This window comes from Paenibacillus kribbensis (genome assembly GCF_002240415.1).
GTDB classification, from domain to species: domain Bacteria; phylum Bacillota; class Bacilli; order Paenibacillales; family Paenibacillaceae; genus Paenibacillus; species Paenibacillus kribbensis.
This window is the reverse complement of sequence record NZ_CP020028.1, coordinates 2,299,550-2,319,215: the sequence shown is the minus strand read 5'-3', so window position 1 is coordinate 2,319,215 and position 19,666 is coordinate 2,299,550. Positions and strand designations below refer to the sequence as shown.

The 19,666-nt window shown below is 47.0% G+C and carries 21 protein-coding genes; 2 read left to right on the top strand and 19 right to left on the bottom strand.

Annotated features, from left to right (window positions below):
- Nucleotides 1–36 precede the first annotated feature (36 nt).
- Nucleotides 37–588, bottom strand: coding sequence for a hypothetical protein (locus tag B4V02_RS10465; protein WP_094154719.1), 552 nt, complete (start codon nt 586–588; stop codon nt 37–39).
- 98 nt (nt 589–686) lie between these two features.
- Nucleotides 687–917 (bottom strand): trp RNA-binding attenuation protein MtrB, encoded by a 231-nt coding sequence (gene mtrB / locus B4V02_RS10460; protein WP_007430836.1) that lies wholly within the window; start codon nt 915–917, stop codon nt 687–689.
- A 156-nt stretch (nt 918–1,073) separates the two neighbouring features.
- On the opposite strand from mtrB, the gene B4V02_RS26105 reads away from it, so the two are divergent.
- Nucleotides 1,074–1,247 (top strand): hypothetical protein, encoded by a 174-nt coding sequence (locus tag B4V02_RS26105; RefSeq protein ID WP_007430837.1) that lies wholly within the window; start codon nt 1,074–1,076, stop codon nt 1,245–1,247.
- An 87-nt stretch (nt 1,248–1,334) separates the two neighbouring features.
- On the opposite strand, the gene B4V02_RS10455 is transcribed toward B4V02_RS26105, so the two are convergent.
- The 5 genes from B4V02_RS10455 to B4V02_RS10435 all read right to left on the bottom strand — a co-directional run bounded on the left by B4V02_RS10455 (nt 1,335) and on the right by B4V02_RS10435 (nt 6,699).
- Nucleotides 1,335–1,607: an HU family DNA-binding protein gene (locus B4V02_RS10455; protein ID WP_007430838.1), complete on the bottom strand. Its 273-nt coding sequence runs from the start codon at nt 1,605–1,607 to the stop codon at nt 1,335–1,337.
- A 244-nt stretch (nt 1,608–1,851) separates the two neighbouring features.
- Nucleotides 1,852–2,838, bottom strand: coding sequence for an ABC transporter permease (locus B4V02_RS10450; RefSeq protein ID WP_007430839.1), 987 nt, complete (start codon nt 2,836–2,838; stop codon nt 1,852–1,854).
- Nucleotides 2,835–4,352 (bottom strand): sugar ABC transporter ATP-binding protein, encoded by a 1,518-nt coding sequence (locus B4V02_RS10445; RefSeq protein ID WP_094154718.1) that lies wholly within the window; start codon nt 4,350–4,352, stop codon nt 2,835–2,837. The genes B4V02_RS10450 and B4V02_RS10445 overlap by 4 nt, the downstream gene beginning before the upstream one ends.
- Before the next feature lie 74 nt (nt 4,353–4,426).
- Nucleotides 4,427–5,542: a sugar ABC transporter substrate-binding protein gene (locus tag B4V02_RS10440; protein ID WP_094154717.1), complete on the bottom strand. Its 1,116-nt coding sequence runs from the start codon at nt 5,540–5,542 to the stop codon at nt 4,427–4,429.
- 224 nt (nt 5,543–5,766) lie between these two features.
- Nucleotides 5,767–6,699 (bottom strand): zinc-binding dehydrogenase, encoded by a 933-nt coding sequence (locus tag B4V02_RS10435; RefSeq protein WP_094154716.1) that lies wholly within the window; start codon nt 6,697–6,699, stop codon nt 5,767–5,769.
- A 134-nt stretch (nt 6,700–6,833) separates the two neighbouring features.
- Between B4V02_RS10435 and B4V02_RS10430 the strand changes: the two genes are divergently transcribed.
- Entirely contained in the window at nt 6,834–7,745 is a 912-nt protein-coding gene (locus tag B4V02_RS10430; RefSeq protein WP_094154715.1) for an MmyB family transcriptional regulator, read from the top strand.
- 202 nt (nt 7,746–7,947) lie between these two features.
- Here the strand turns inward: B4V02_RS10430 and spoIVA are convergent, their stop codons facing one another.
- From spoIVA to ypeB, 12 genes are all read right to left on the bottom strand, one after another.
- Nucleotides 7,948–9,426, bottom strand: coding sequence for a stage IV sporulation protein A (spoIVA, locus tag B4V02_RS10425; protein ID WP_007430844.1), 1,479 nt, complete (start codon nt 9,424–9,426; stop codon nt 7,948–7,950).
- 415 nt (nt 9,427–9,841) lie between these two features.
- The gene (locus tag B4V02_RS10420) at nt 9,842–10,192 is read right to left on the bottom strand and encodes a 2Fe-2S iron-sulfur cluster-binding protein (RefSeq protein ID WP_094154714.1); all 351 of its coding nucleotides are present in this window, start codon (nt 10,190–10,192) and stop codon (nt 9,842–9,844) included.
- 42 nt (nt 10,193–10,234) lie between these two features.
- Nucleotides 10,235–10,885 carry a hypothetical protein gene (locus tag B4V02_RS10415; RefSeq protein ID WP_094154713.1) on the bottom strand — a complete coding sequence of 217 codons (651 nt, stop codon included), beginning with the start codon at nt 10,883–10,885 and terminating at the stop codon, nt 10,235–10,237.
- A 194-nt stretch (nt 10,886–11,079) separates the two neighbouring features.
- On the bottom strand, nt 11,080–11,355 hold the full coding sequence (locus tag B4V02_RS10410) for a stage VI sporulation protein F (protein WP_007430847.1): 276 nt from the start codon (nt 11,353–11,355) through the stop codon (nt 11,080–11,082).
- A gap of 168 nt (nt 11,356–11,523) precedes the next feature.
- Entirely contained in the window at nt 11,524–12,564 is a 1,041-nt protein-coding gene (locus tag B4V02_RS10405) for an NAD(P)H-dependent glycerol-3-phosphate dehydrogenase (RefSeq protein WP_094154712.1), read from the bottom strand.
- Nucleotides 12,557–13,165 (bottom strand): glycerol-3-phosphate 1-O-acyltransferase PlsY, encoded by a 609-nt coding sequence (gene plsY / locus B4V02_RS10400; protein ID WP_068499469.1) that lies wholly within the window; start codon nt 13,163–13,165, stop codon nt 12,557–12,559. Before plsY ends, B4V02_RS10405 begins: the two co-directional genes overlap by 8 nt.
- 11 nt (nt 13,166–13,176) lie before the next feature.
- Nucleotides 13,177–14,499, bottom strand: coding sequence for a ribosome biogenesis GTPase Der (gene der / locus B4V02_RS10395; RefSeq protein WP_007430850.1), 1,323 nt, complete (start codon nt 14,497–14,499; stop codon nt 13,177–13,179).
- Between the two features lie 145 nt (nt 14,500–14,644).
- The gene (gene rpsA, locus B4V02_RS10390; RefSeq protein WP_007430851.1) at nt 14,645–15,871 is read right to left on the bottom strand and encodes a 30S ribosomal protein S1; all 1,227 of its coding nucleotides are present in this window, start codon (nt 15,869–15,871) and stop codon (nt 14,645–14,647) included.
- A 120-nt stretch (nt 15,872–15,991) separates the two neighbouring features.
- Nucleotides 15,992–16,585, bottom strand: a complete 594-nt coding sequence (locus B4V02_RS10385; RefSeq protein WP_007430852.1) for a lysophospholipid acyltransferase family protein — start codon at nt 16,583–16,585, stop codon at nt 15,992–15,994.
- Nucleotides 16,582–17,289 (bottom strand): (d)CMP kinase, encoded by a 708-nt coding sequence (cmk, locus tag B4V02_RS10380; protein ID WP_094154711.1) that lies wholly within the window; start codon nt 17,287–17,289, stop codon nt 16,582–16,584. The genes B4V02_RS10385 and cmk overlap by 4 nt, the downstream gene beginning before the upstream one ends.
- Nucleotides 17,290–17,418: 129 nt before the next feature.
- Entirely contained in the window at nt 17,419–18,078 is a 660-nt protein-coding gene (locus B4V02_RS10375) for a flagellar brake protein (protein ID WP_094154710.1), read from the bottom strand.
- A 165-nt stretch (nt 18,079–18,243) separates the two neighbouring features.
- Entirely contained in the window at nt 18,244–19,638 is a 1,395-nt protein-coding gene (ypeB, locus tag B4V02_RS10370) for a germination protein YpeB (RefSeq protein WP_094154709.1), read from the bottom strand.
- Nucleotides 19,639–19,666 lie beyond the last annotated feature (28 nt).

Sequence of the window (19,666 nt, the reverse complement as noted above, 5' to 3'; positions counted from 1 at the left end):
GCGACTAAAGTACCGTAGGTCCAACGGCAGAAATATCTAATCTATATATACACCGTCAAACCTCTTTTGCCACATGGGTGTAACTGTAATGCGGAAACGGGATTTCAGTTGCTCCGGTAATTCTGCGCCTTCGCGGCTTCTCAGCTGTTCCAGCGCTTCGTTCGTCCACTCATTCCGGCGTATATCGGATGCCAGCAGCAAATGGCGTTCACCCGACCATTTGTCCTGCGTCACCACACGGAGCAGCAATTGCTGTACATTCGTCGTTCCGTAAAAGCTAAAGGCAACAAGCTCCGCCATATTTTGATAAATCTCCAGCGGTGCAGTTTCTTCTTTTGACAGCTTTACATCCAGGGTCAGGACTGAATGTTCCCAGCTTACCCTGGCGATCGGTGTTGTCAAAGGAAGCTCCTTGAGCGTATCCACCAGATTGTCATCGGTCAGCCGCACTCGCTGCTGAGGCGATATCGCCGCCTGGGTCTCACGGACAGTCGCGGTCCCCGAATCCAGCATATGTAAAGAGGGCAGCAATATTGCTGCCGCAGCGGTTATGAGAATCGAGCTGCCGAGTACAATCCAAGGTTTCATCCAAACCTCCCCTGACCCCTACCCCATAATAGGAACTTGCTACGGTAAAGGTCCTCACTCTCATTGTACAACAAAAAAAAGCAGGCTATGCCTGCATTTTAATCCTCTGTATCCACAACTCCATGTTTGGTCATCACTACGGCTTTACCGCGAACTTTAATAGCAGAGGTATGATCCGTAAACTGGACGATCAGCACCTCGCCCTTGTCCAATTTTTCTGAATGATGCAAGCGTGTATCTTGGCCTCTGGTCAGACCAAAAACCTGACATCCGCTGCTTTTTGCTTTAATTACGACGTACTCACTATTGCCTGTCACATTATCTTCCATTTCTTTTCCCCCCTGAGAGCCGAAGCTATACTTTTTATGATGGAGATTTGAGCTCGTTTTGTCAACTGTATGCCTCCGGCGTTACTTGCAACAATTAGCGTATCACGAGCCATACTATCCGTGCAGCCTCATATGTTAACGAAAGGAGCAAATCTGATGAAAAACTATCTTCCGGCCAATCTCAGTCCTGCCCAAATCGAGCGACTCCAACAGCTGGAGCAAGAATTCGCCGAGCTGACAGGTGAACCACTGGTCCTGATCGCATATGCCTCGCGGAACGACAAGACAGCTTCCTCTTCTTCTGTCCAAAGTACCTCTACCCTGAAGTAAATCTATCCTGGAGTAAACAGAACAAAAAGAAAAGGCCGTGAATCAAATTCACGGTCTTTCCAGCGCAATGGGAATATGTAAGAAATCTTATTTAATTCCGTCCTTGAGCGCTTTACCCGGTTTAAATGCCGGAATTTTGCTCGCAGGGATTTCGATTTCTTCTCCTGTTTGCGGGTTACGTCCTTTACGTGCGGAACGTTCACGAACCTCAAAGTTTCCGAAACCTACCAGTTGTACCTTGTCCCCATTTTGCAGCGCTCCGGAGATCGCCTCAAATACAGCGTCAATGGCTTTGGTTACGTCCTTTTTGGACAATTCAGTGCTTTCAGAAACCTGATTGATCAAATCCGTTTTATTCATAATTTTCACCTCCTAATTCAAGTGTAGTCCAGCATTAAGGTTATCGGTGCAATAGACCGAACGAACGCCTGTATAAAATAACGCGGGCGGCATGCTGCCTTCCATAATGTTATCATCTGTTTCCGTTTCGTCGTTAAATATACATAGAATATACCTAACCTCCGCAATATAGGCCGAAACTGGCGTTTAATGGCACCCTTCTTGCGTGGAACAAGGTTTATAGTAATACAGTCCACAGACAATTTCAAGTACGGCGACGGTTTAACACGTAAAAAGTAACGGCCAACGCGAGCACCAGCACGACGCCCTTGACGATATCATGAGCAAAATATTGCACATTCATCATTGTCAGTCCATTGACCAATACCCCGATCAGCACCGCACCAATAAAAGTACCGATGACATTAGGTTTACCGGCTCCAAAGACCGAAAAACCAACGAAAACTGCAGCAACTGCCTCCATAAGTAATGGAGAGCCTGCATCAATTTGACCGGAGCCTACACGGGAAGCATACAATATACCGGCTATTGCCGCAAATACGCCCGAAGCCACGTAGGCTAGTGTACGGACTTTTTTTACCCGTATGCCTGACAAACGAGCAGCTTCTTCATTGCCCCCAGTCACATACATTTGACGCCCATGCTTCGTGTAAGTCAAGAAAATATGCACCGCCACCACAGCCAACAGCAGCAAAATAACTGAAATCGGAATGCCAAGCCATTTTCCTTGCCCCAATAGAAGAAATGCAGGAGATATCTCTCCCGGCGCCTTGCTGCCGTCAGGAAACTGCATATGGTTGTAAATGGTGTAACCCTGTGCATACGTTTTATGAATCCCACTTACAATATACATGATTGCGAGGGTTGCCAGCAAATCGGGAATACGCAGCTTAATAATCAGCAATGAATTCAGTAGTCCAACCAAAGCTCCGACAACCAAGGACACTACGATAACCACGGCCACTGGCTGTTCATACCAAACCATCAAAGAAGCTGAAACTACCGTCGTCAAAGATACCGTAGCTCCAACCGACAGGTCAAAACCGTCCACAATAAGTGACAACGTTACACCAATAGCGACGAAAGTCACAATCGCAATAGAGCCAAGAATGTCCATCAAATTATCATACGTCCAAAAATAGGGCAATGTGACTGAAAAGAACGCCAACACACCAATAATGACGACTACAGCACCATAACGAAATGAGACATTTAACCATTTTTCCTTCATGAAAGCACCTCTTCACCGCCGCTAGCATACAACAGGAGCTGTTCCTGTTCCACTTCGCCCCGCGTAAATTCCTTAATTATTTTGCCATCATACATCACTGCAATCCGATCCCCAATGCCGATCCCTTCAGCAAATTCACAGGTGAGATAAATGATTGCTTTACCTTGCGCCGCCAATTCACCAATGATACGGAAAATATCGCTTTTTGCCCCAATATCCACACCCTTGGTCGGCTCGTCAAAAACAAACACATCCGCTCCGGAATGCATCCATTTTCCAATCGCTACCTTTTGCTGGTTCCCGCCGCTCAAGTATTTAACATTCTGGCGCAGAGAGGGTGTCTTAATGCCAAGAGATGCGACAACCTTATTACCGTTAGCACGTTCTTTTGCTCGAGAGATGAAACCAAGAACACTCAACTTGCCCAAGAGCGGGAGACTAAGGTTTCGCTCGACATTCTCCTCGATCAGTACTCCCTGCTTCCGCCGTTCCTCGGGTATTGACACAATCCCTTGTACTACCGCATCCGCAGGCTCTCTCAAACGAATGGAACGGCCTTTAAAGACTAGCTCCCCCTGATCGGGTCTGTCTGCCCCTGTAAGAAGCCGTGACAACTCCGTCTTGCCTGCACCGACCAAACCCACAATAGACAAAATTTCTCCACGTCTGACCTGCAAATCAACGCCGTGAACTCGTAACCCCTTGCGAAGCCCTCTTGCTTCCAATATCGTTTCCCCAATAGGACTTTCAGTTTTCGGAAACTCCTCTTCAAATGTTTTCCCCAGCATATGTGTAACAATGTCTCCTACACTTAAATCAGAGGCAGAGCCCGTGAACACTCGCTCACCGTCACGCATCACCGTCACACGGTCACTGTGCTCGATAACCTCCGGCAACCGATGCGTGATCAGGATGCATGCAACCCCCTCATCCTTGAGGGTATGGATCGTGCGGAACAAGCGGCGCGTTTCTTCCTCGCTGAGTGGTGCTGTTGGCTCATCAAAAATGATCGTCTTCGCCTGCTGTGTCAAAATACGTGCGATGAGTACAAGCTGTTTTTCTGCCAACGTTAATTCAGACACGTATTGCCGTACATCAATATCAGCTTCCAGCCGTGCCAGCGCCTCACGCGCTCGTCTGTACATAGAGCCCGGCGCGGTCCACCATCGTCCTTCAGGTGCTGACAAATCGTCTAAAATAATGTTCTCAGCGACGCTTGACTGCGGCACAAGCGCCGAATCGACCTCCTGATATACACAGTGAATCCCGGCTCTTTTGGCCTCCCACGGTGAGTTAATGCTCAGTTCCTTGCCACCAGCTACGATGGTTCCCTGATCGGAACGATATGCGCCGGACAATATTTTCATCAATGTGCTTTTGCCTGCCCCGTTAGCACCTAACAGAGCGTGAATCTCGCCGCCATGTACTGTAAAATCCACGGCTCGCAGCGCATCCACACCAGCAAACTGCTTGCTGATTCTCTTCATCTCGAGCGTATATACTTGTGAACTCATTACTCATAGCAACCCCCTTACGCCTGCTTATGATAAAAGCGCGCCAAAGCGCGCCTGTGCATGATGCTTACATTTTATTTAGACGTTTCATATTCCTTCATCCAATCCTTATAGCCTTGCTCGCTTTGGCCCCATCCCTTCACATATTGAGACAGCTCGGATGTGGAAATTTGCTTATCTGGCAGTGCTTCGCGCTGCACATAGACAGCCTTCAGTACCACTTTCTCCTCCGGGTTATCCCCATGCAGCTTCTGATAGGCGTAGCGTACTTGTACCCGCCCGATATCTGTTGGATCTACGGCTGCCGAAGCCACCCAAGGGTTTTTCGGGTCCTGAATCATTTGCAGATCCTCGTCGCTCATATCAATACCATAGACTTTAATTTCCGTACGTCCCGCTTGTTGGATGGCACGGGCTGCACCTTTGGCAAATTCATCCCATGCAGCCCATACTGCTGTAATTTGGCCCTTAGGATATTGCTTCAATATGGCCTCCATTTTCGCTTGTGTGTCCAAAGCAGGGTTCTGCGCCGAACCAAAAGTCGCAATTTCTTTTATATCCGGATTAGCTTTCAAAAATGCATCGTAAGCAATCTGACGGCGTTCCATCGGTGCAAATCCGGCAACCCATACTTTGACGATGTTGCCTTTGCCGCCAATATCCTTTTTCATTTGCTCCAGCGTCAGCTCAGCCATGCTTTGATCGTCCTGCGAGAGCACTACCGCACCTGGAACGTTGACGGCAGCATCGAACACGATAACCGGAATATTGCGAGAGATTGCTTTTTTCAGTCCTGGCTCCAGCAGGGCATCACCATGATCGGTTAAAATCACATCAAACTGCTGATTAATCGCGCTATCCAGCAAGGAGGCCATTTTAGCCTTATCGTTATCTGCCACAAACTTAGTCAGTGTTCCGCCAAATTTCTTAACTTCCTCTTCCACACCTTGAACATACTGCTGCGAGAATGTGCCCGTGTTAAACTCCATAATCAGTGCAACACGTTTACCTTTTAGATTTGATTTGCCCGTTTTTCCGTCTGCTGCACTCGATCCCGCAGTGCTTGTCCCTTGAGCGCCGCTCTCTGTTTTCGGCACGCCGCATGCAGTGACCAGCAAAACCAGCACCAGCAGCATCATGGCCCCCAGTCCTAGCTTTTTGTTTCTTTGCAGCTCTTTTTGGATATTCATAATTTCATTTCCCCCTCGTTCCATCCACAAAATGATTCAAATTTGATATTTAATATATCGCGTTAAACCAAGTATGTAAATAGGTTTTATGAATATAAAAATATTTTCCGAGTTTATATAACAAAACAACCGTTCCCCGATTGAATACCGGAAAGCGGTTGCTGTAAAACGTGGTCTTTTTAGTACTGTCTACTTTGTCATTTTCAAAATGGAGTAGCTCACATCTAATTTATATGGAGCACTGCTTTACCGGAAAACTTCCGCTCGATCAGTTGTTGGGCAAGGTTTCCAATTTTCTTCCAGGATGCCTCCACTTCAATCCTAGGTACTAACTGGCCTTTTGAAACAAGTTCGCCCAGTAATTTTAGATCTTCCGCCGGCGAATAGCGATTGATCTCCTCTCCTAGAAAAAAGCTATACAAAGTTCTACCGCCTAACCCCCTGATATTGATCGTTGCGTAAGGTGAGGACGAATGTCCCATGGATACACATATCCCCTCTGGTCCAAGCTGAGGCAGTAAGGCAGCTAGTGTATCACCGCCTACTGAATCTATAATTAAATGATATGGTCCAAAGGTATCGACCGATGAAATCGCCGTATCTCCAACGATAACTTCATTAGCACCAGCTTCCTGAACAAGTAAGGCTTTTTCCTCTGTTCTGGCTATACCTACTGTAAAAGCTCCGGATTGCGCAGCCAGCTGATGTGCGAAAAGGCCAACTCCGCCAGTCGAGCCAGTGATCAATACTCGCTTACCAAGCAGCATTCCTCCTTTTCTAAGCGTATAGAGTGCCGACAGGCCGGCTACCGGTAAAGTAGCGGCCTCGGCAAAGGTAATATCATCGGGAATTTCGGCCAGTAATGAGGTAGGGGCGGCAACTTGTTCTGCCCATGCTCCCATCGGGAGAAGGCCAACGACGCGGCTTCCTTGTTTCGGACCAGTGCCATTTTGGGCTTGCTCGATGACGACCCCGGCAAAATCCCAGCCTGGTCTCATCTGCTTTTTATTATCCATTGCATCTGATATTTCACCCCGATTAAGAGAAAAAGCCTGTACTTGAACGATCGCTTCCCAAGGCTGGGCTTGTGGAGCAGCAACTTCCTTTATACTGAAAAATTCTGAAGCAAACGGATCTGTTACAATTGCACGAATCATATGATCTCCTCCATAAGCGTAATTGAGAGCTTTTTGTAAAATAGCTCCCTTTTTCACAATGTAGTATACTGTGGTGGATCATCTGCACCAAGTGTAGAACTACACCTCATTAATGCGAAAAGGATTGAAAAAAGATGACCGTGCATAAGGACGAGAACTTCCAGTATAAAACGTTAAAAATCGTATTGGGAGAAATTGAAGCTGTTCGCATGAAACGTCAACGGGAATATGCTGATCAATCTCACCCGCTGTTGAAACGGTTTACTCAACAGGAGCTTAATGATGAGGCATGTCCTACGTATAAAAATCTTTTGGTTGGACGTTCGCGTCGAGTGCCGGATCGTCAAACGATTATCCAAATTGCTGAATATCTGGAGTGCACTTCCGATGAGCGCAACGATCTGCTCCTGGCCGCCGAGTATCTTCCGATCCATCACGAATTGGAAGGACGGTCTCTGGAGCTGGCACTGGAGCATGCGCAACAGATCATGAGTAATTTGCCGTTTCCGGCAATGATCGTCACCCATACCTTAGATATCAAGGGGTTAAATGAGCCATTTCGCCATTTATTCGACATCCCCTTCGATTCTTTTATGAATGACAAATTGAATATGGCTGATTTTCATTTTAATCGGGATTTGCCCATTCGTCCCCGTTCTACCTTCGATACGGCGTCGCTCGAACAGTGGGAGTCACATGCCATTTACGGTATACAAGCTTTCAAAAGAAATAACATGTATTCCCGCTATGATCACTGGTATAAAAAGTTATTTAATAGATTACAGAAATACGACGATATTAATAAGTATTGGAATAAGCAGCCAAAGGATTTGGCAAACGAAGTTGAGCAATCGAAGACCATTTTGGCCAGAAGGGATACCTCAGGGGAATTAGTCCCCATCCGCTACAAGCACATTCATCTTTCTGTTAGCAGCCGCATGTATCCTGGAATTGAAGTTTACTTGCCAGTTGACGATCCTGCACATAGAGTATTTGAATACCTGGGGTGTCCTGCCGAGTGTCAGAACTACGCTGTCAATCAATAGTCAGTGGTTCTTGAGCGATACAACTCATTTCAGTCGTATCGTTGCAATAGCAACCCTATTCTGCCAAAGGGGAATATCAGTTCAATAAAACAGCGGCAGCCTGGGACCTTACTTCCTCGTCCGCAGCTACCGCTGTCTCATTTTTTGTGGGTCAGTCTAGACCTTCATTACATTTTATTGCATTTTTTTCATTTGATTACACTTAGAGAATAATTGCAATGAGACCGCCGGAGCCTTCGTTGATAATGCGACCCAGCGTTTCCTGCAGCTTGTAGCGTGCATTGTCCGGCATCATGGCGATCTTTCCCTGAATGCCTTCACGTACAATAGAATGCAGCGAACGTCCGAAAATATCTGAGTCCCAAATTTTGATCGGATCATTTTCAAAATCCTGCATCAGATAGCGCATAAGCTCCTCACTTTGCTTCTCTGTACCGATAATCGGAGCAAATTCTGATTCCACATCGACACGGATCATGTGAATGGAAGGCGCAGTCGCCTTGAGCCGCACCCCAAACCTCGTACCCTGGCGAATCAACTGTGGTTCGTCTAACGCCATCTCGGCCAGTGACGGAGCGGCTATGCCATATCCCGTTGTCTTGACCATTTCCAGCGCCTCAGCGAAGCGGTCATATTCCCGTTTGGCATGGGCAAAATCCTGCATCATTTGCAGCAAATGATCCTTGCCACGAATCTCCACCCCTACAACTTCAACCAAAATCTGATCGTACAGCTCATCCGGCGCATACAAATCAATTTCAGCTACGCCCTGCCCCATATTCATCCCGCTCAAACCGGCCCTGTCGATAAATTCATATTCCATAAACTGACCGACCACCCGATCTACATCACGCAGGCGTCGGATATCTTTAACCGTATCGCGAACGGAATTTTCATAATTGCTGCGAAGCCAATGATCTTCGTTCAGTACCATGACCCAGCTCGGCAGGTTCACATTCACCTCATGCACCGGAAATTCATACAATACTTCACGAAGTACGCCTGTAACATCATCCTCTGTCATTGTCGCTGCACTGAGTGTCATGACCGGAATATCGTACTTGGCAGCCAGCTCACTGCGAAGCTGAAGTGTTTCATCACTGCGCGGATGCGTGGAGTTAATGACCAGCACGAATGGCTTGCCAACTTCCTTCAGCTCCTCAATGACACGCTCCTCTGATTCCACGTAAGAGCTGCGCGGAATTTCAGCAATCGTACCATCTGTCGTGACCACAACACCAAGCGTCGAATGCTCCTGAATAACTTTGCGTGTACCAATTTCCGCTGCTTCCTGAAATGGAATCGGCTCTTCGAACCATGGTGTGGAGATCATCCTCGGACCATTTTCATCCTCGTAGCCCTTCGCTCCTTCTACTGCGTATCCTACACAGTCGACCAGACGTACATTTACCTCCAGTCCTTCCGTTACTTTGATCTGGACGGCATTATTCGGTACGAATTTAGGCTCCGTCGTCATGATCGTCTTCCCTGCCGCGCTTTGCGGCAGCTCATCTACGGCGCGGGCACGATCCGCCTCACTTGTAATGTTTGGCAGAACAATCGTCTCCATAAACCTCTTGATAAACGTTGATTTTCCTGTTCGGACTGCGCCAACGACCCCAAGATAAATGTCTCCTCCGGTGCGTTCGGCAATGTCTTTAAAAATGTCCACTTTCTCCAATGAAATCCCCTCCTCAAAAGTCTCCGAAGGAAAAATGCTTAAAGAGCATCCGCTTCGTGTTCAACCAACTGCTTGATCCCAGATGCGGCAGAACAGCCTTTAAAATGCCCGGAAGTCGTCCGCCGCCGAGATTCAGGAGACTGATGGAATCGGCGAAACGGCGTAAACTCGTACATGCATTTGGACTGATACCATCATATGTATCCCCTCCGTAAAATATGTTCAATTTTTTAAAAAAATAGAGCAGGCCACAGCCATCATTGCAAAAACAATATTTTACGTTTGGGTCCACTCACCTAATATATGCGGAGAGAGGGTTTCCCATGACTTCGGCGCCACGCGCCATATAAAAAAGGATGTTCTCCTGACCTCTTTGTAAGCGTCGGATAACATCCTTTGTTGTTATATTTTTCGATTACCACAGTTCGTCATCCATCGCTTGGCGCTCCAGTTGCCGCCTGATAGCAGCCTTAAGCCTATCCTCCGGTATCGTAGCCTCTACATCACCTTGAGCACGAGCCTGACAGGACAATCGTATGCCTTCCTCCAATAAAGGTCCCAGCTTACGCTGCTCTGCATCATTGGGACGGCCTGCGAATGCAGCCCATTCCGGTGAAATATATACCTTACACATGAGGCAGGCCGCTTTCCCGTCACAGCGAGTGGGAATATATACACCTGCTTTACGGGCAGCCTGGAGCAATGTCGTGCCCTGACCAACCCGTACGCGCCTGCCTGACGGCTTGAACGTAATCTTCACATTCATGAACGAGCTCCTCCCTTCGTCTTTCCTCTTAGCATACGAAGCTTATACATCATGTCCCATCCGGATGATGGAATGCAACTCCGGCCAAGGCAAAAGCTTTACCAGCCTGTCCAACTGCTCCTCTGCCCAGATATTACTGATCAGCAGTTGCTTGAGTACCACCAGATGACGCTGTGGATCACGCTTCATGACCTCTGCAATTGCTCCATATCGGTCAGGGCGATTTCGCAACAAATTAAATAGCAACTCGTGACTGAGCGGCATCAGATGTAGTGAAGCACGCTCCAAATCAAGCTGGATTCCCGCTGACCAGAGGAGCTTTTCGACCTCCAATCGGTATAACGCTCCGTCACAGAGCACCTCGAATCCCCCCACCAACTCAACGGGAAATCCCTCCAGCTCATAATGGCTTAGTAATGAAACGTACGAGCCGCTGCGGTCAACCTGCTGTTGATCTATATTTACACCCGGAGGGTGCGCATGAAGCTGCTTTGCTGCGTGAATATCCGCATAAATATCAATGTCCCGCGGCAGGCGATCCAGCTCAACTCCCTGCACTAATAGTGAACAGCTTCCTCCCAGCATCCACGGAACCGACACCGTTGACCAACGATCAGCCAAGCTACTCAGCGCAGCTGTCAAATCGTGAGGCAGCCCGTTTAATAGCGCCGATGATATGGCCTCTTTCAACATTGTTTCCTCCTTACTGTCTTTCAACCCGTTTCCTATTGGGCATCATTATATCATGTTCGGCATGGTAGTTCGATATTTTGTGCAGTGAAAAGCAAGCGAAAGCCTGCTTCAATATATAAAAAAACGTGAACATATAAAAAAAACCGCGAACCCACCCGGTTCACGGTGAAACCTGACCATTTGCGGCCAACTTTTTATTTTTTCATCATCATTTTCATCAACGCTTCCATATTGGAAGAACTCATTCCGCTCTTTTTGACGGCACTGACAATATCCCTTACTGTATCTTCCGACACCGGAATGTTGGCCATCGCAGATACCTGCTTGATAAGCTGACGCAACTGCGCTTCATTTTGAAGCGTGTCCGCCTTTACCGTGCCTGCCAGCTTTTTCACCGCATTTTCGGATATGTTTTTTCCGCCTTTTTTGTTAATGGCCTTCAACGCTTCTTTCGGAAAGTTTTTACTCACAATCTCCCCTCCTCCGCCATTGCTCAACTCAGTCTATGAATGGTGAAGATGAAAGGTGATTAAGCTTACAAAGGACATGCCTAACGCCTAACTAAAAAGGCTATCTCATTCGTAGAAAAAATCTACTTACGAGACAGCCTTTACTATATTTTTGGGATCACCCAGCCATTATGAATGCCATTGCTCCCAAGTTTGCAGCGGCATAACTTCCATCTCGGTCTTAGGGTCGCGACCCATCAGCGCCTCGACCGCTTTGCGGACGTCACGTCCTTCGAACAGTACCCCATACAACACTTCTGTAATAGGCATCTGAACACCCAGCTTTTGTGAGATCGCGTATGCCGCCTTTGTTGTGCGAATGCCCTCTACCACCATGCCCATGGATTCCAGCACAGCATCCAGCTGTTGACCCTGTCCCAATAGCGAGCCTGCGCGCCAGTTGCGGCTGTGACGGCTCGTTGCAGTGACAACAAGGTCACCAATACCAGCCAGGCCGGCAAAGGTCAATGGATTAGCGCCCATCTCAACCCCGGCACGGGTAATCTCTGCTAATCCACGCGTCAATAAAGCCGCTTTGGCATTATCACCGAAGCCAAGTCCGTCCGACATTCCCGCGCCTAGAGCGATAATGTTTTTCAACGCCCCGGACAGCTCTACGCCCAGCAAATCACGGTTGGTATATACCCGAAAATAGGAGTTCATAAACAGCTCCTGCGCAGCCCGTGCAGCTTGCTCATTGGAGGAAGCTACTACGACCGTTGTTGGGCATTTTCGCACCACTTCCTCTGCATGACTCGGACCAGACAGCACGGCAATATCACCCTCTGCGATTTCCAGTTCTTCCGAGATCACCGTGGACATACGCTTGAGCGTTTCGGTTTCAAAGCCTTTAATGGCATGCACCACCAACATATCCTTGGTAAAGTGAGCTTTTAGACTACGTGCTACCTGACGAGCGGCAGACGAAGGAGATACGATAATAACAGCTTTGGCACCAGATACGGCAGTCTCCATGTCGGTTGTAGCGGAAATACGATCTGACAAAATGGAGCCGGGTAAATAATGCTCATTCGTATGCTTTTCATTGATTTCAGCTGCTTGCTGCTCATTTCTCGTCCAGACAGAGACATCGTTGTTATTGGTCGCAAGAACGGAAGCCAGGGCTGTCCCCCAGCTACCCGCGACCAGCACAGCTATTTTCTCAGACAAGACGATCTCCTCCTTTAGAGCCAAGCTTATTTTCGTTTCCCCGTACCAGCTTGACGATATTGGTACGGTGTCTCCACACAGCGAACAAGCAAATGACTAGAGCTGTCCAGAAGAACGGCCATTCATATCCAAGCACAAGCAAAATCCATGGAGTCAGAATGACAAAAATCAGTGATCCAAGGGACACATAGCGGGTTATTACGATGGCGAGAATCGCAATGATCCCGGCATATAAAGCGGGAAGCAGGGCCAGCGATGCTAATACACCAATAGCGGTAGCAATCCCTTTTCCTCCGCGAAAGTGAAAATATACTGGCCAGTTATGGCCCGCGATCGCCGCGATTCCGCACAAACCCGGCAACCAAGTAGATTCTCCGCCCAGCCAGTGCCCAATCAGCACCGCAATAACCCCTTTAAGTACATCCAGCAGCAATACCAGAATAGCCGGGCCTTTTCCAAGCACGCGCAGCGTATTCGTCGCACCGGCATTGCCGCTTCCATGCTGGCGAATGTCGATTCCTTTTAATTTTCCATACAGCAAACTAAAGCTGACAGAGCCAAGCAAGTAACTGAGTACGATGGCAACGATCTGTAAAATCAACCTATTCGCTCCTAACCTTCGTCAGACTTGCGCCGTGTAAAGATACGAATTGGAGTCCCCTCAAAATTGAAGGCGGCGCGAATTTTGTTCTCCAGATAACGCTCGTAAGAGAAGTGCATGATCTCCGGATCATTAACGAATACAACCATCGTAGGCGGCTTGACAGCAACCTGGGTCACATAGTTAATGCGCAGACGACGTCCTTTATCTGTTGGTGGAGGATTGATCGCCACTGCATCGGAAATGACATCATTCAGCAAATGCGTCTGAATACGCATGACATGCTGCTGGGCTACATGCTGCACTACAGGAAGCAGCTTTTGCAAGCGTTGCTTCGTTTTGGCAGACAAGAACACAATCGGAGCATACGTCATGAACAGGAAGTGATCGCGGATTTTAGTTTCAAACTGATGCATCGTTTTATCATCTTTATCCACGACATCCCATTTGTTAACAACAAACAGCGACGCTTTACCCGCCTCATAAGCATAGCCGGCAATGTGCTTATCCTGCTCAATAATACCTTCCTCGCCGTTAATAACAACCAGGACAACATCTGCACGCTCGATAGCACGCATCGCACGCATTACACTATATTTTTCTGTCGTTTCATATACTTTACCGCGTTTGCGCATCCCAGCCGTATCAATCAGTACATATTTCTGACCGTCTTTTTCAAAAGGCGTATCAATCGCATCACGTGTCGTGCCTGCAATATCACTAACAATAACCCGTTCTTCTCCCAGAATGGCGTTCACAAGTGAAGATTTGCCAACGTTCGGGCGACCGATCAAAGCGACACGAATAACGTCATCATCATAGTGCTCTTCTTCAAGCTCAGGCAAATTGGACGTGATTGCATCCAGCAGGTCACCTATACCTGTACCATGGCTACCGGAAACGGGGATAGGATCTCCAAATCCATAAGAATAAAACTCGTAAATCAAATCGGCACGATTGAGGTTGTCCACTTTGTTTACCGCTACAATGATCGGTTTACCCGAACGGTACAGCATTTGAGCTACCTCTTCATCCGATTGCGTAATTCCTGCTTTCGCATCACTCATGAATACGATAACATCGGCTTCTTCTATTGCCAGTTCAGCTTGCATACGGATGGATTTCAATATGATATCTTCACCATCAATCTCAATACCACCGGTATCGATAATACTGAAGGATTTTCCATTCCACTCCGATATACCGTATATACGGTCACGGGTGATTCCGGGTTTATCTTCCACGATGGACAAACGATCCCCGATAATCCGATTAAAAATAGTGGATTTTCCCACATTCGGGCGACCAACGATAGCCACAACGGGTCTTGCCATAAATTCACTCCTCCTGTCATTCTCAGCTCTCATCATAGCAAAAAACATACCTATTGGCGATATCGTCACGTAACAACAATCGGCGAACCCTCTGGGTCCGCCGATGGTGTACGTTATGCTTATTATAAAGTGTATTGATTCAAACTCATTTAAATTTGTTCAGCTTATCGCCAAAACGTTCGCCAAGCGTAATGCTCAGACCGGAGTTGCTGAGCGAAACGTTCGGATTGTTCAGTTCCTCACGAGGCGCGCGAGCAGCACGTGGCGCTCTTTCTGCTTTTGGAGCAGCTTCAGGAGCTTCTTCAGTTTCTTTAATGCTCAAGCTAACACGTTTTTCGGAAGGATTCATTTCAAGAATTTTAACTTTCACTTCTTGTCCTTCTTCCAGAACTTCTTGTGGAGTTCCGATGTGTTTGTGGGAAATTTGGGAAATATGAACCAAACCTTCCACACCAGGAGCGATTTCAACGAATGCACCGAAGTTAACCAGGCGTTTTACAACACCAGTTACGATGTCATTGTTATTAAATTGTCCAGCAGCTGATTCCCAAGGACCAGGCTGTGCAGCTTTCATGCTCAGGCTGATTTTTCCTTTTTCAGGATCTACTTTCAGGACTTTTACTTTTACTTGATCCCCTTCGGAAACAGCATCAGAAGGCTTATCAACATGAGTCCAAGCGATTTCAGATACGTGAACCAAACCGTCCACGCCACCTACGTCAACAAAAGCACCGAACTGAGTCAGACGTTGAACCGTACCTACGATTTCTTGTCCTTCTTTCAGCTCAGCCATTACTTTCTGCTTGTTGGCTTCAAATTCTGCTTCCAGAACGTCTTTTTGAGAAAGGATCACTTTATTGTTTTCGCGATCCAGCTCTTTTACAACAACACGCAATGTGCGGCCTTTGTAATCGCTGAAATCTTCAACGAAATGACGTTCTACCATGGATGCAGGAATGAATCCACGCACACCCACGTCTACTACGATACCGCCTTTAACGACATCGTTTACTACGACTTCAAATACTTCTTTGCTTTCGAACAGCTGCTCCAGCTTTTCCCAAGCATTTTCGCTGTCGATTGCACGTTTGGACAGAACAAGCTTTTCTTTGGCATCATCGATGCTAATGATTCTAGCTTCGACTTCTTGCCCTACTTGTACTGCTTCTTCTGCGTTATCCAAACCAGAAGACAACTCGCGAATTGGAATAACTCCATCGTATTTATATCCAATGCTTACTACCGCTTGGTTATCTTCCAATTTCACGATCGTACCTTTAACGGTGTCACCTTTTTTCAGGGAGACGATTTGATCGAGCTCGTCTTGATTAGCCGCTTCAGCAGCTTCTTGATTTTTAATTTCTTCCGACATGTCAATACCCTCCTCAATTCAAAAAAACCATTTATTTAAACCTGCGCATGGCAGAGTTCAAAACATCAATTAAACTTTTGTTCTAGTTTTCCGAGCTTAGACATAATTCATGCAAGCCTTTCAGTTATTCGTAGGCTTGCCAGTTTCCTTCATCGTACGGATGCGGGACATAATTGCTTCTGTCGCCAGTTCAAGCGGGTCTCCCTCGATATCGGCACCTTTTTGGTAAGCCTCCAAATTGACAGGCTTGCCGTATATCACTTTCGTTTTACGGAAAAGCTTGTAATCACCTACAATGGCGACCGGAACGGCAGCCGCTCCACTGCGCAGCGCAAAGCTGGCAGCACCCTTTTTACCGATTCCTCCAGCTCCTCTAGAGCCTTCCGGGAAGATCCCCATCACTTTTCCATCACGCAAGATGTTCAATGCCAGTTTAATGGATTCCTTACTCACACCACCGCGTTTGACTGGAAAAGCTCCCAGCTTGTCAATCAGTGGACCCAGTACGGGAATATTAAACAGCTCGGCTTTTGCCATAAAGTGAACCTTTCGCTTCAGCAAAATACCAACTGTAGGAGGATCAAGATTACTAATATGATTAGAGCACAACAATACTCCGCCCTCAGCAGGTACATTTTCCCTGCCTACCGCCTCAAGTCTAAACAGAATGCGGTAAATGAGTCGCAAAATACTGGCGCATACCGTATATATCATTGGCTGATCTCCCCATCCTTCTTCGCCGCGCAATAAGATACGATCGTATCCACGACATCCTGAATGCCCATATGGGTCGTATCCAGTACGATGGCATCCTCACTGCAACGAAGCGGGGATACTTCCCTCTCCTCGTCAAACTTGTCACGTGCCGCAATGTCACGTTCAAGCTGCTCCAGAGTGATATCATCAGCTCCGTTCAATTCTTTAAAACGGCGAGAGGCACGTTCCTGAACACTTGCAGTCATGAACACCTTAACTTCCGCATCTGGAAGCACTGTGGTTCCAATGTCCCGCCCGTCCATAACGACGCCCTTACGCGCAGCCATTTCACGCTGGTTTTCAGTCAAACGTGTGCGTAAACCTGCAATACTCGAATACTGTGATACCTTGCTGGTCACTTCCATCGAACGGATTACTGTAGTTACGTCTTCCCCGTTACAATAAACCTTTTGACCTGTGGGGTCCGGTACTAATTCAATCACCAGCTCAGGTACATGTTGAAGCACTTTTTCTACATTTTCCGCCGGAATTTCCTTACATATCATATACCACGTTGCTGCCCGGTACATGGCTCCAGTGTCCACATATACATAAGAAAGTGCTTTCGCCACCAAGCGGGCCACTGTACTTTTCCCTGCACCAGCAGGTCCGTCAATGGCTACATTTATTTTTTTATTTGAAGATACTTGCTGCCTTGCCAACGGGGAATTCCTCCTAACCTATCCTCAAGAAAAAAGCAGGCATTGCCTGCGACGTGAAAATTATACCACACATTTATAGACGATGCAAAATGAACGGCAGGTTTACTGAAAAAGAATACCCCCGGATGATTACGATTTTTCCCGAAATTCCAGCTGTCTCTCAAAGCAATATTTAATCAGCTTTTGGCGCTCCTGATCAGCAATTTTTTCATATTTCAACATGATGAGCCTGCGGCCATTTTCCATCTCCTGAATGCGTATAACTTCAGACTGGAACCAAACATGCTCCAGCGTGCCGTTTCTATAAGGAACCAAAATCCAGCAGGACAACGATTCTCCTTCTTCCAGGTGGTGCGCTTCCTGAGTATGAAAAGAAACGCCCCCGCCTCCCACATCATGTGTCTCTGCTACAAATCTTGATTCGTTCACACCATGTTTTACCGCAATTTCCAGATTGGCCTGAACACGGAGATAGTTTCGACGCTGAATTTTGCTGATGCTGTCCGGGTCCGGCTTTTGAATGCGGACCATCCGCAGCACATCTTCTTTAAAACCCGTTACATGAGTATTAAAATAGTTTTTAATTCCACCCTCGCTCATGAAAAATATGGATAGCTCTTCCCCCAGATAGAGCCTTTTCAAACGCCCACTCGTTTGTGACATGGGGATTTCAATCAGAAAGTTCTGTGACTCCTCTTCCGCAATACGCGACTTGAATTCAAAAAGCTCGTCCTTGTGATCGTTGCCAGCCACTTGTATGTATAACACATCGTTAATTTTAGGAAACAAACCATTCACCGTCCTTGTCCATTAAAAGCTTTAACTAAGGTCTATAATACCACGACTTTATGCCTATATTAAGCATTTTATTTGTTGGAACCATGATTAAAGCGCAAAAAACCCCCTTAATTTAAGGAGGTTTAGAGCGGTTAAGGATTTATATCCCTTGTACCTTTAGCGATATGCATTTTTCGCTTTGGCTTGAGGCTCATCCGAGTCTTTCACTTGCTCAATCGTTTCTTCCATTCCTGTATCTGCATTAATGTATATCCGATAAACGGAGCCATTGATTTTTCCGCCGAATTCATAGCACAGAACTTCTTTCGACAGTTCATTTTTTATCAATGCTTTCCGGTGGTAGGTCTCATGAAACTCGGGATTCAACTTCGCTCGTGCAGCCTTCAAATCCAGTTTGGCCTTCGGGATACGTCGGAGAGGATTGTGCTCGTGCACATAGTCGCTCGCTTGAAGCCCGGTCACTGTTCCGTTATCCAGGCCCGATCTAACTGTGATTTTTTCTGGATAGATAATCACGTCCCCTTGCACGCTTGCATATGTGATGGCAGCTAAATTTGTTCTTTCATCATAAGCAACCGGCTTCATCCCCTTATAGCCCTTATGTGCGAGAAAATCACTAGCATGGCGAATCGCCTCATTGCGGGTGACTTTTTTGGGACCTACCTCTCTCATATCGTGATAAGAGATGAGCTTACCGCCCTTTTTCGTAAAATCCATGGTGGCCACAGGCTTCTGCTTGTTGTTGAGCAGGGTAGCCGTATAGGACGCCCATTCTGTTCCTTTACCATTTTCATGGACACGAATCTGGCTTTCCGGTTTGCCTGTAAATTCAGCAGCATTCCGTTTAATTTGCTCGGCACTCACGACCGGGAGATTCAAATTTTTCACAGAACGCTTGGCATAAATGGTGGCCACGGAAGGTCCCCAATCCAGCTCCTTGTAGCCCTCCACCTTTTTGTCCACGGTTTTGAAGCCATCAATAATCGTGTTATCCTTTGGCCCGGTTTGGGCGCCTGGGGCTTGCTCTACATCAGTCCATCGCAAGTTTTTACTCAAGGCCTTTGCTCGAACTTCGTGCATGCTTTTCGAAATTTCTCTGGAATTGTTATATAACGTTTTCAGATTGGATAATTCTTTCTTCGTTAAAGGCTCGTGATCCAGGTCACGCACGGCAGTCTGATACGAAAATGTAGATAAATGTGACAGCAAATCCTTGGCATGGTTAAATGGCATCACATTGAGAGGCAGCTGGTTAACCTCACTTTGGGCCTCACTTGTAATCCTCCACACATTCATCAAACATTTGCGATGCATCGCGTGTGAAGTATTATGGACAGCAACTGCGTTACCCAGTTGGGAATGCAGTTGATCCATATGAAACGACAAATCATGAAACGCACGCTGGTATTGATTTTCCGTTTTAATCGACATGCTTTTGGCCTGAAGAGATACCTCTTTTCTCATCTGGCTTTCCCGATAACCCCACACAAATGCTCCTATCATGAGCAGGGCAACAATCGGGAACAATACGGAACTAAGTCGCTTATACATATTGGGAGTCTCCTTTCTTCAAGTACAC

Bases quoted from the DNA above. Each gene is read 5' to 3' on its own strand.
- B4V02_RS10465 (WP_094154719.1), bottom strand. From the start codon at position 588: ATGAAACCTTGGATTGTACTCGGCAGCTCGATTCTCATAACCGCTGCG.
- mtrB (WP_007430836.1), bottom strand. From the start codon at position 917: ATGGAAGATAATGTGACAGGCAATAGTGAGTACGTCGTAATTAAAGCA.
- B4V02_RS26105 (WP_007430837.1), top strand. From the start codon at position 1,074: ATGAAAAACTATCTTCCGGCCAATCTCAGTCCTGCCCAAATCGAGCGA.
- B4V02_RS10455 (WP_007430838.1), bottom strand. From the start codon at position 1,607: ATGAATAAAACGGATTTGATCAATCAGGTTTCTGAAAGCACTGAATTG.
- B4V02_RS10450 (WP_007430839.1), bottom strand. From the start codon at position 2,838: ATGAAGGAAAAATGGTTAAATGTCTCATTTCGTTATGGTGCTGTAGTC.
- B4V02_RS10445 (WP_094154718.1), bottom strand. From the start codon at position 4,352: ATGAGTTCACAAGTATATACGCTCGAGATGAAGAGAATCAGCAAGCAG.
- B4V02_RS10440 (WP_094154717.1), bottom strand. From the start codon at position 5,542: ATGAATATCCAAAAAGAGCTGCAAAGAAACAAAAAGCTAGGACTGGGG.
- B4V02_RS10435 (WP_094154716.1), bottom strand. From the start codon at position 6,699: ATGATTCGTGCAATTGTAACAGATCCGTTTGCTTCAGAATTTTTCAGT.
- B4V02_RS10430 (WP_094154715.1), top strand. From the start codon at position 6,834: ATGACCGTGCATAAGGACGAGAACTTCCAGTATAAAACGTTAAAAATC.
- B4V02_RS10420 (WP_094154714.1), bottom strand. From the start codon at position 10,192: ATGAATGTGAAGATTACGTTCAAGCCGTCAGGCAGGCGCGTACGGGTT.
- B4V02_RS10415 (WP_094154713.1), bottom strand. From the start codon at position 10,885: ATGTTGAAAGAGGCCATATCATCGGCGCTATTAAACGGGCTGCCTCAC.
- der (WP_007430850.1), bottom strand. From the start codon at position 14,499: ATGGCAAGACCCGTTGTGGCTATCGTTGGTCGCCCGAATGTGGGAAAA.
- rpsA (WP_007430851.1), bottom strand. From the start codon at position 15,871: ATGTCGGAAGAAATTAAAAATCAAGAAGCTGCTGAAGCGGCTAATCAA.
- B4V02_RS10385 (WP_007430852.1), bottom strand. From the start codon at position 16,585: ATGATATATACGGTATGCGCCAGTATTTTGCGACTCATTTACCGCATT.
- ypeB (WP_094154709.1), bottom strand. From the start codon at position 19,638: ATGTATAAGCGACTTAGTTCCGTATTGTTCCCGATTGTTGCCCTGCTC.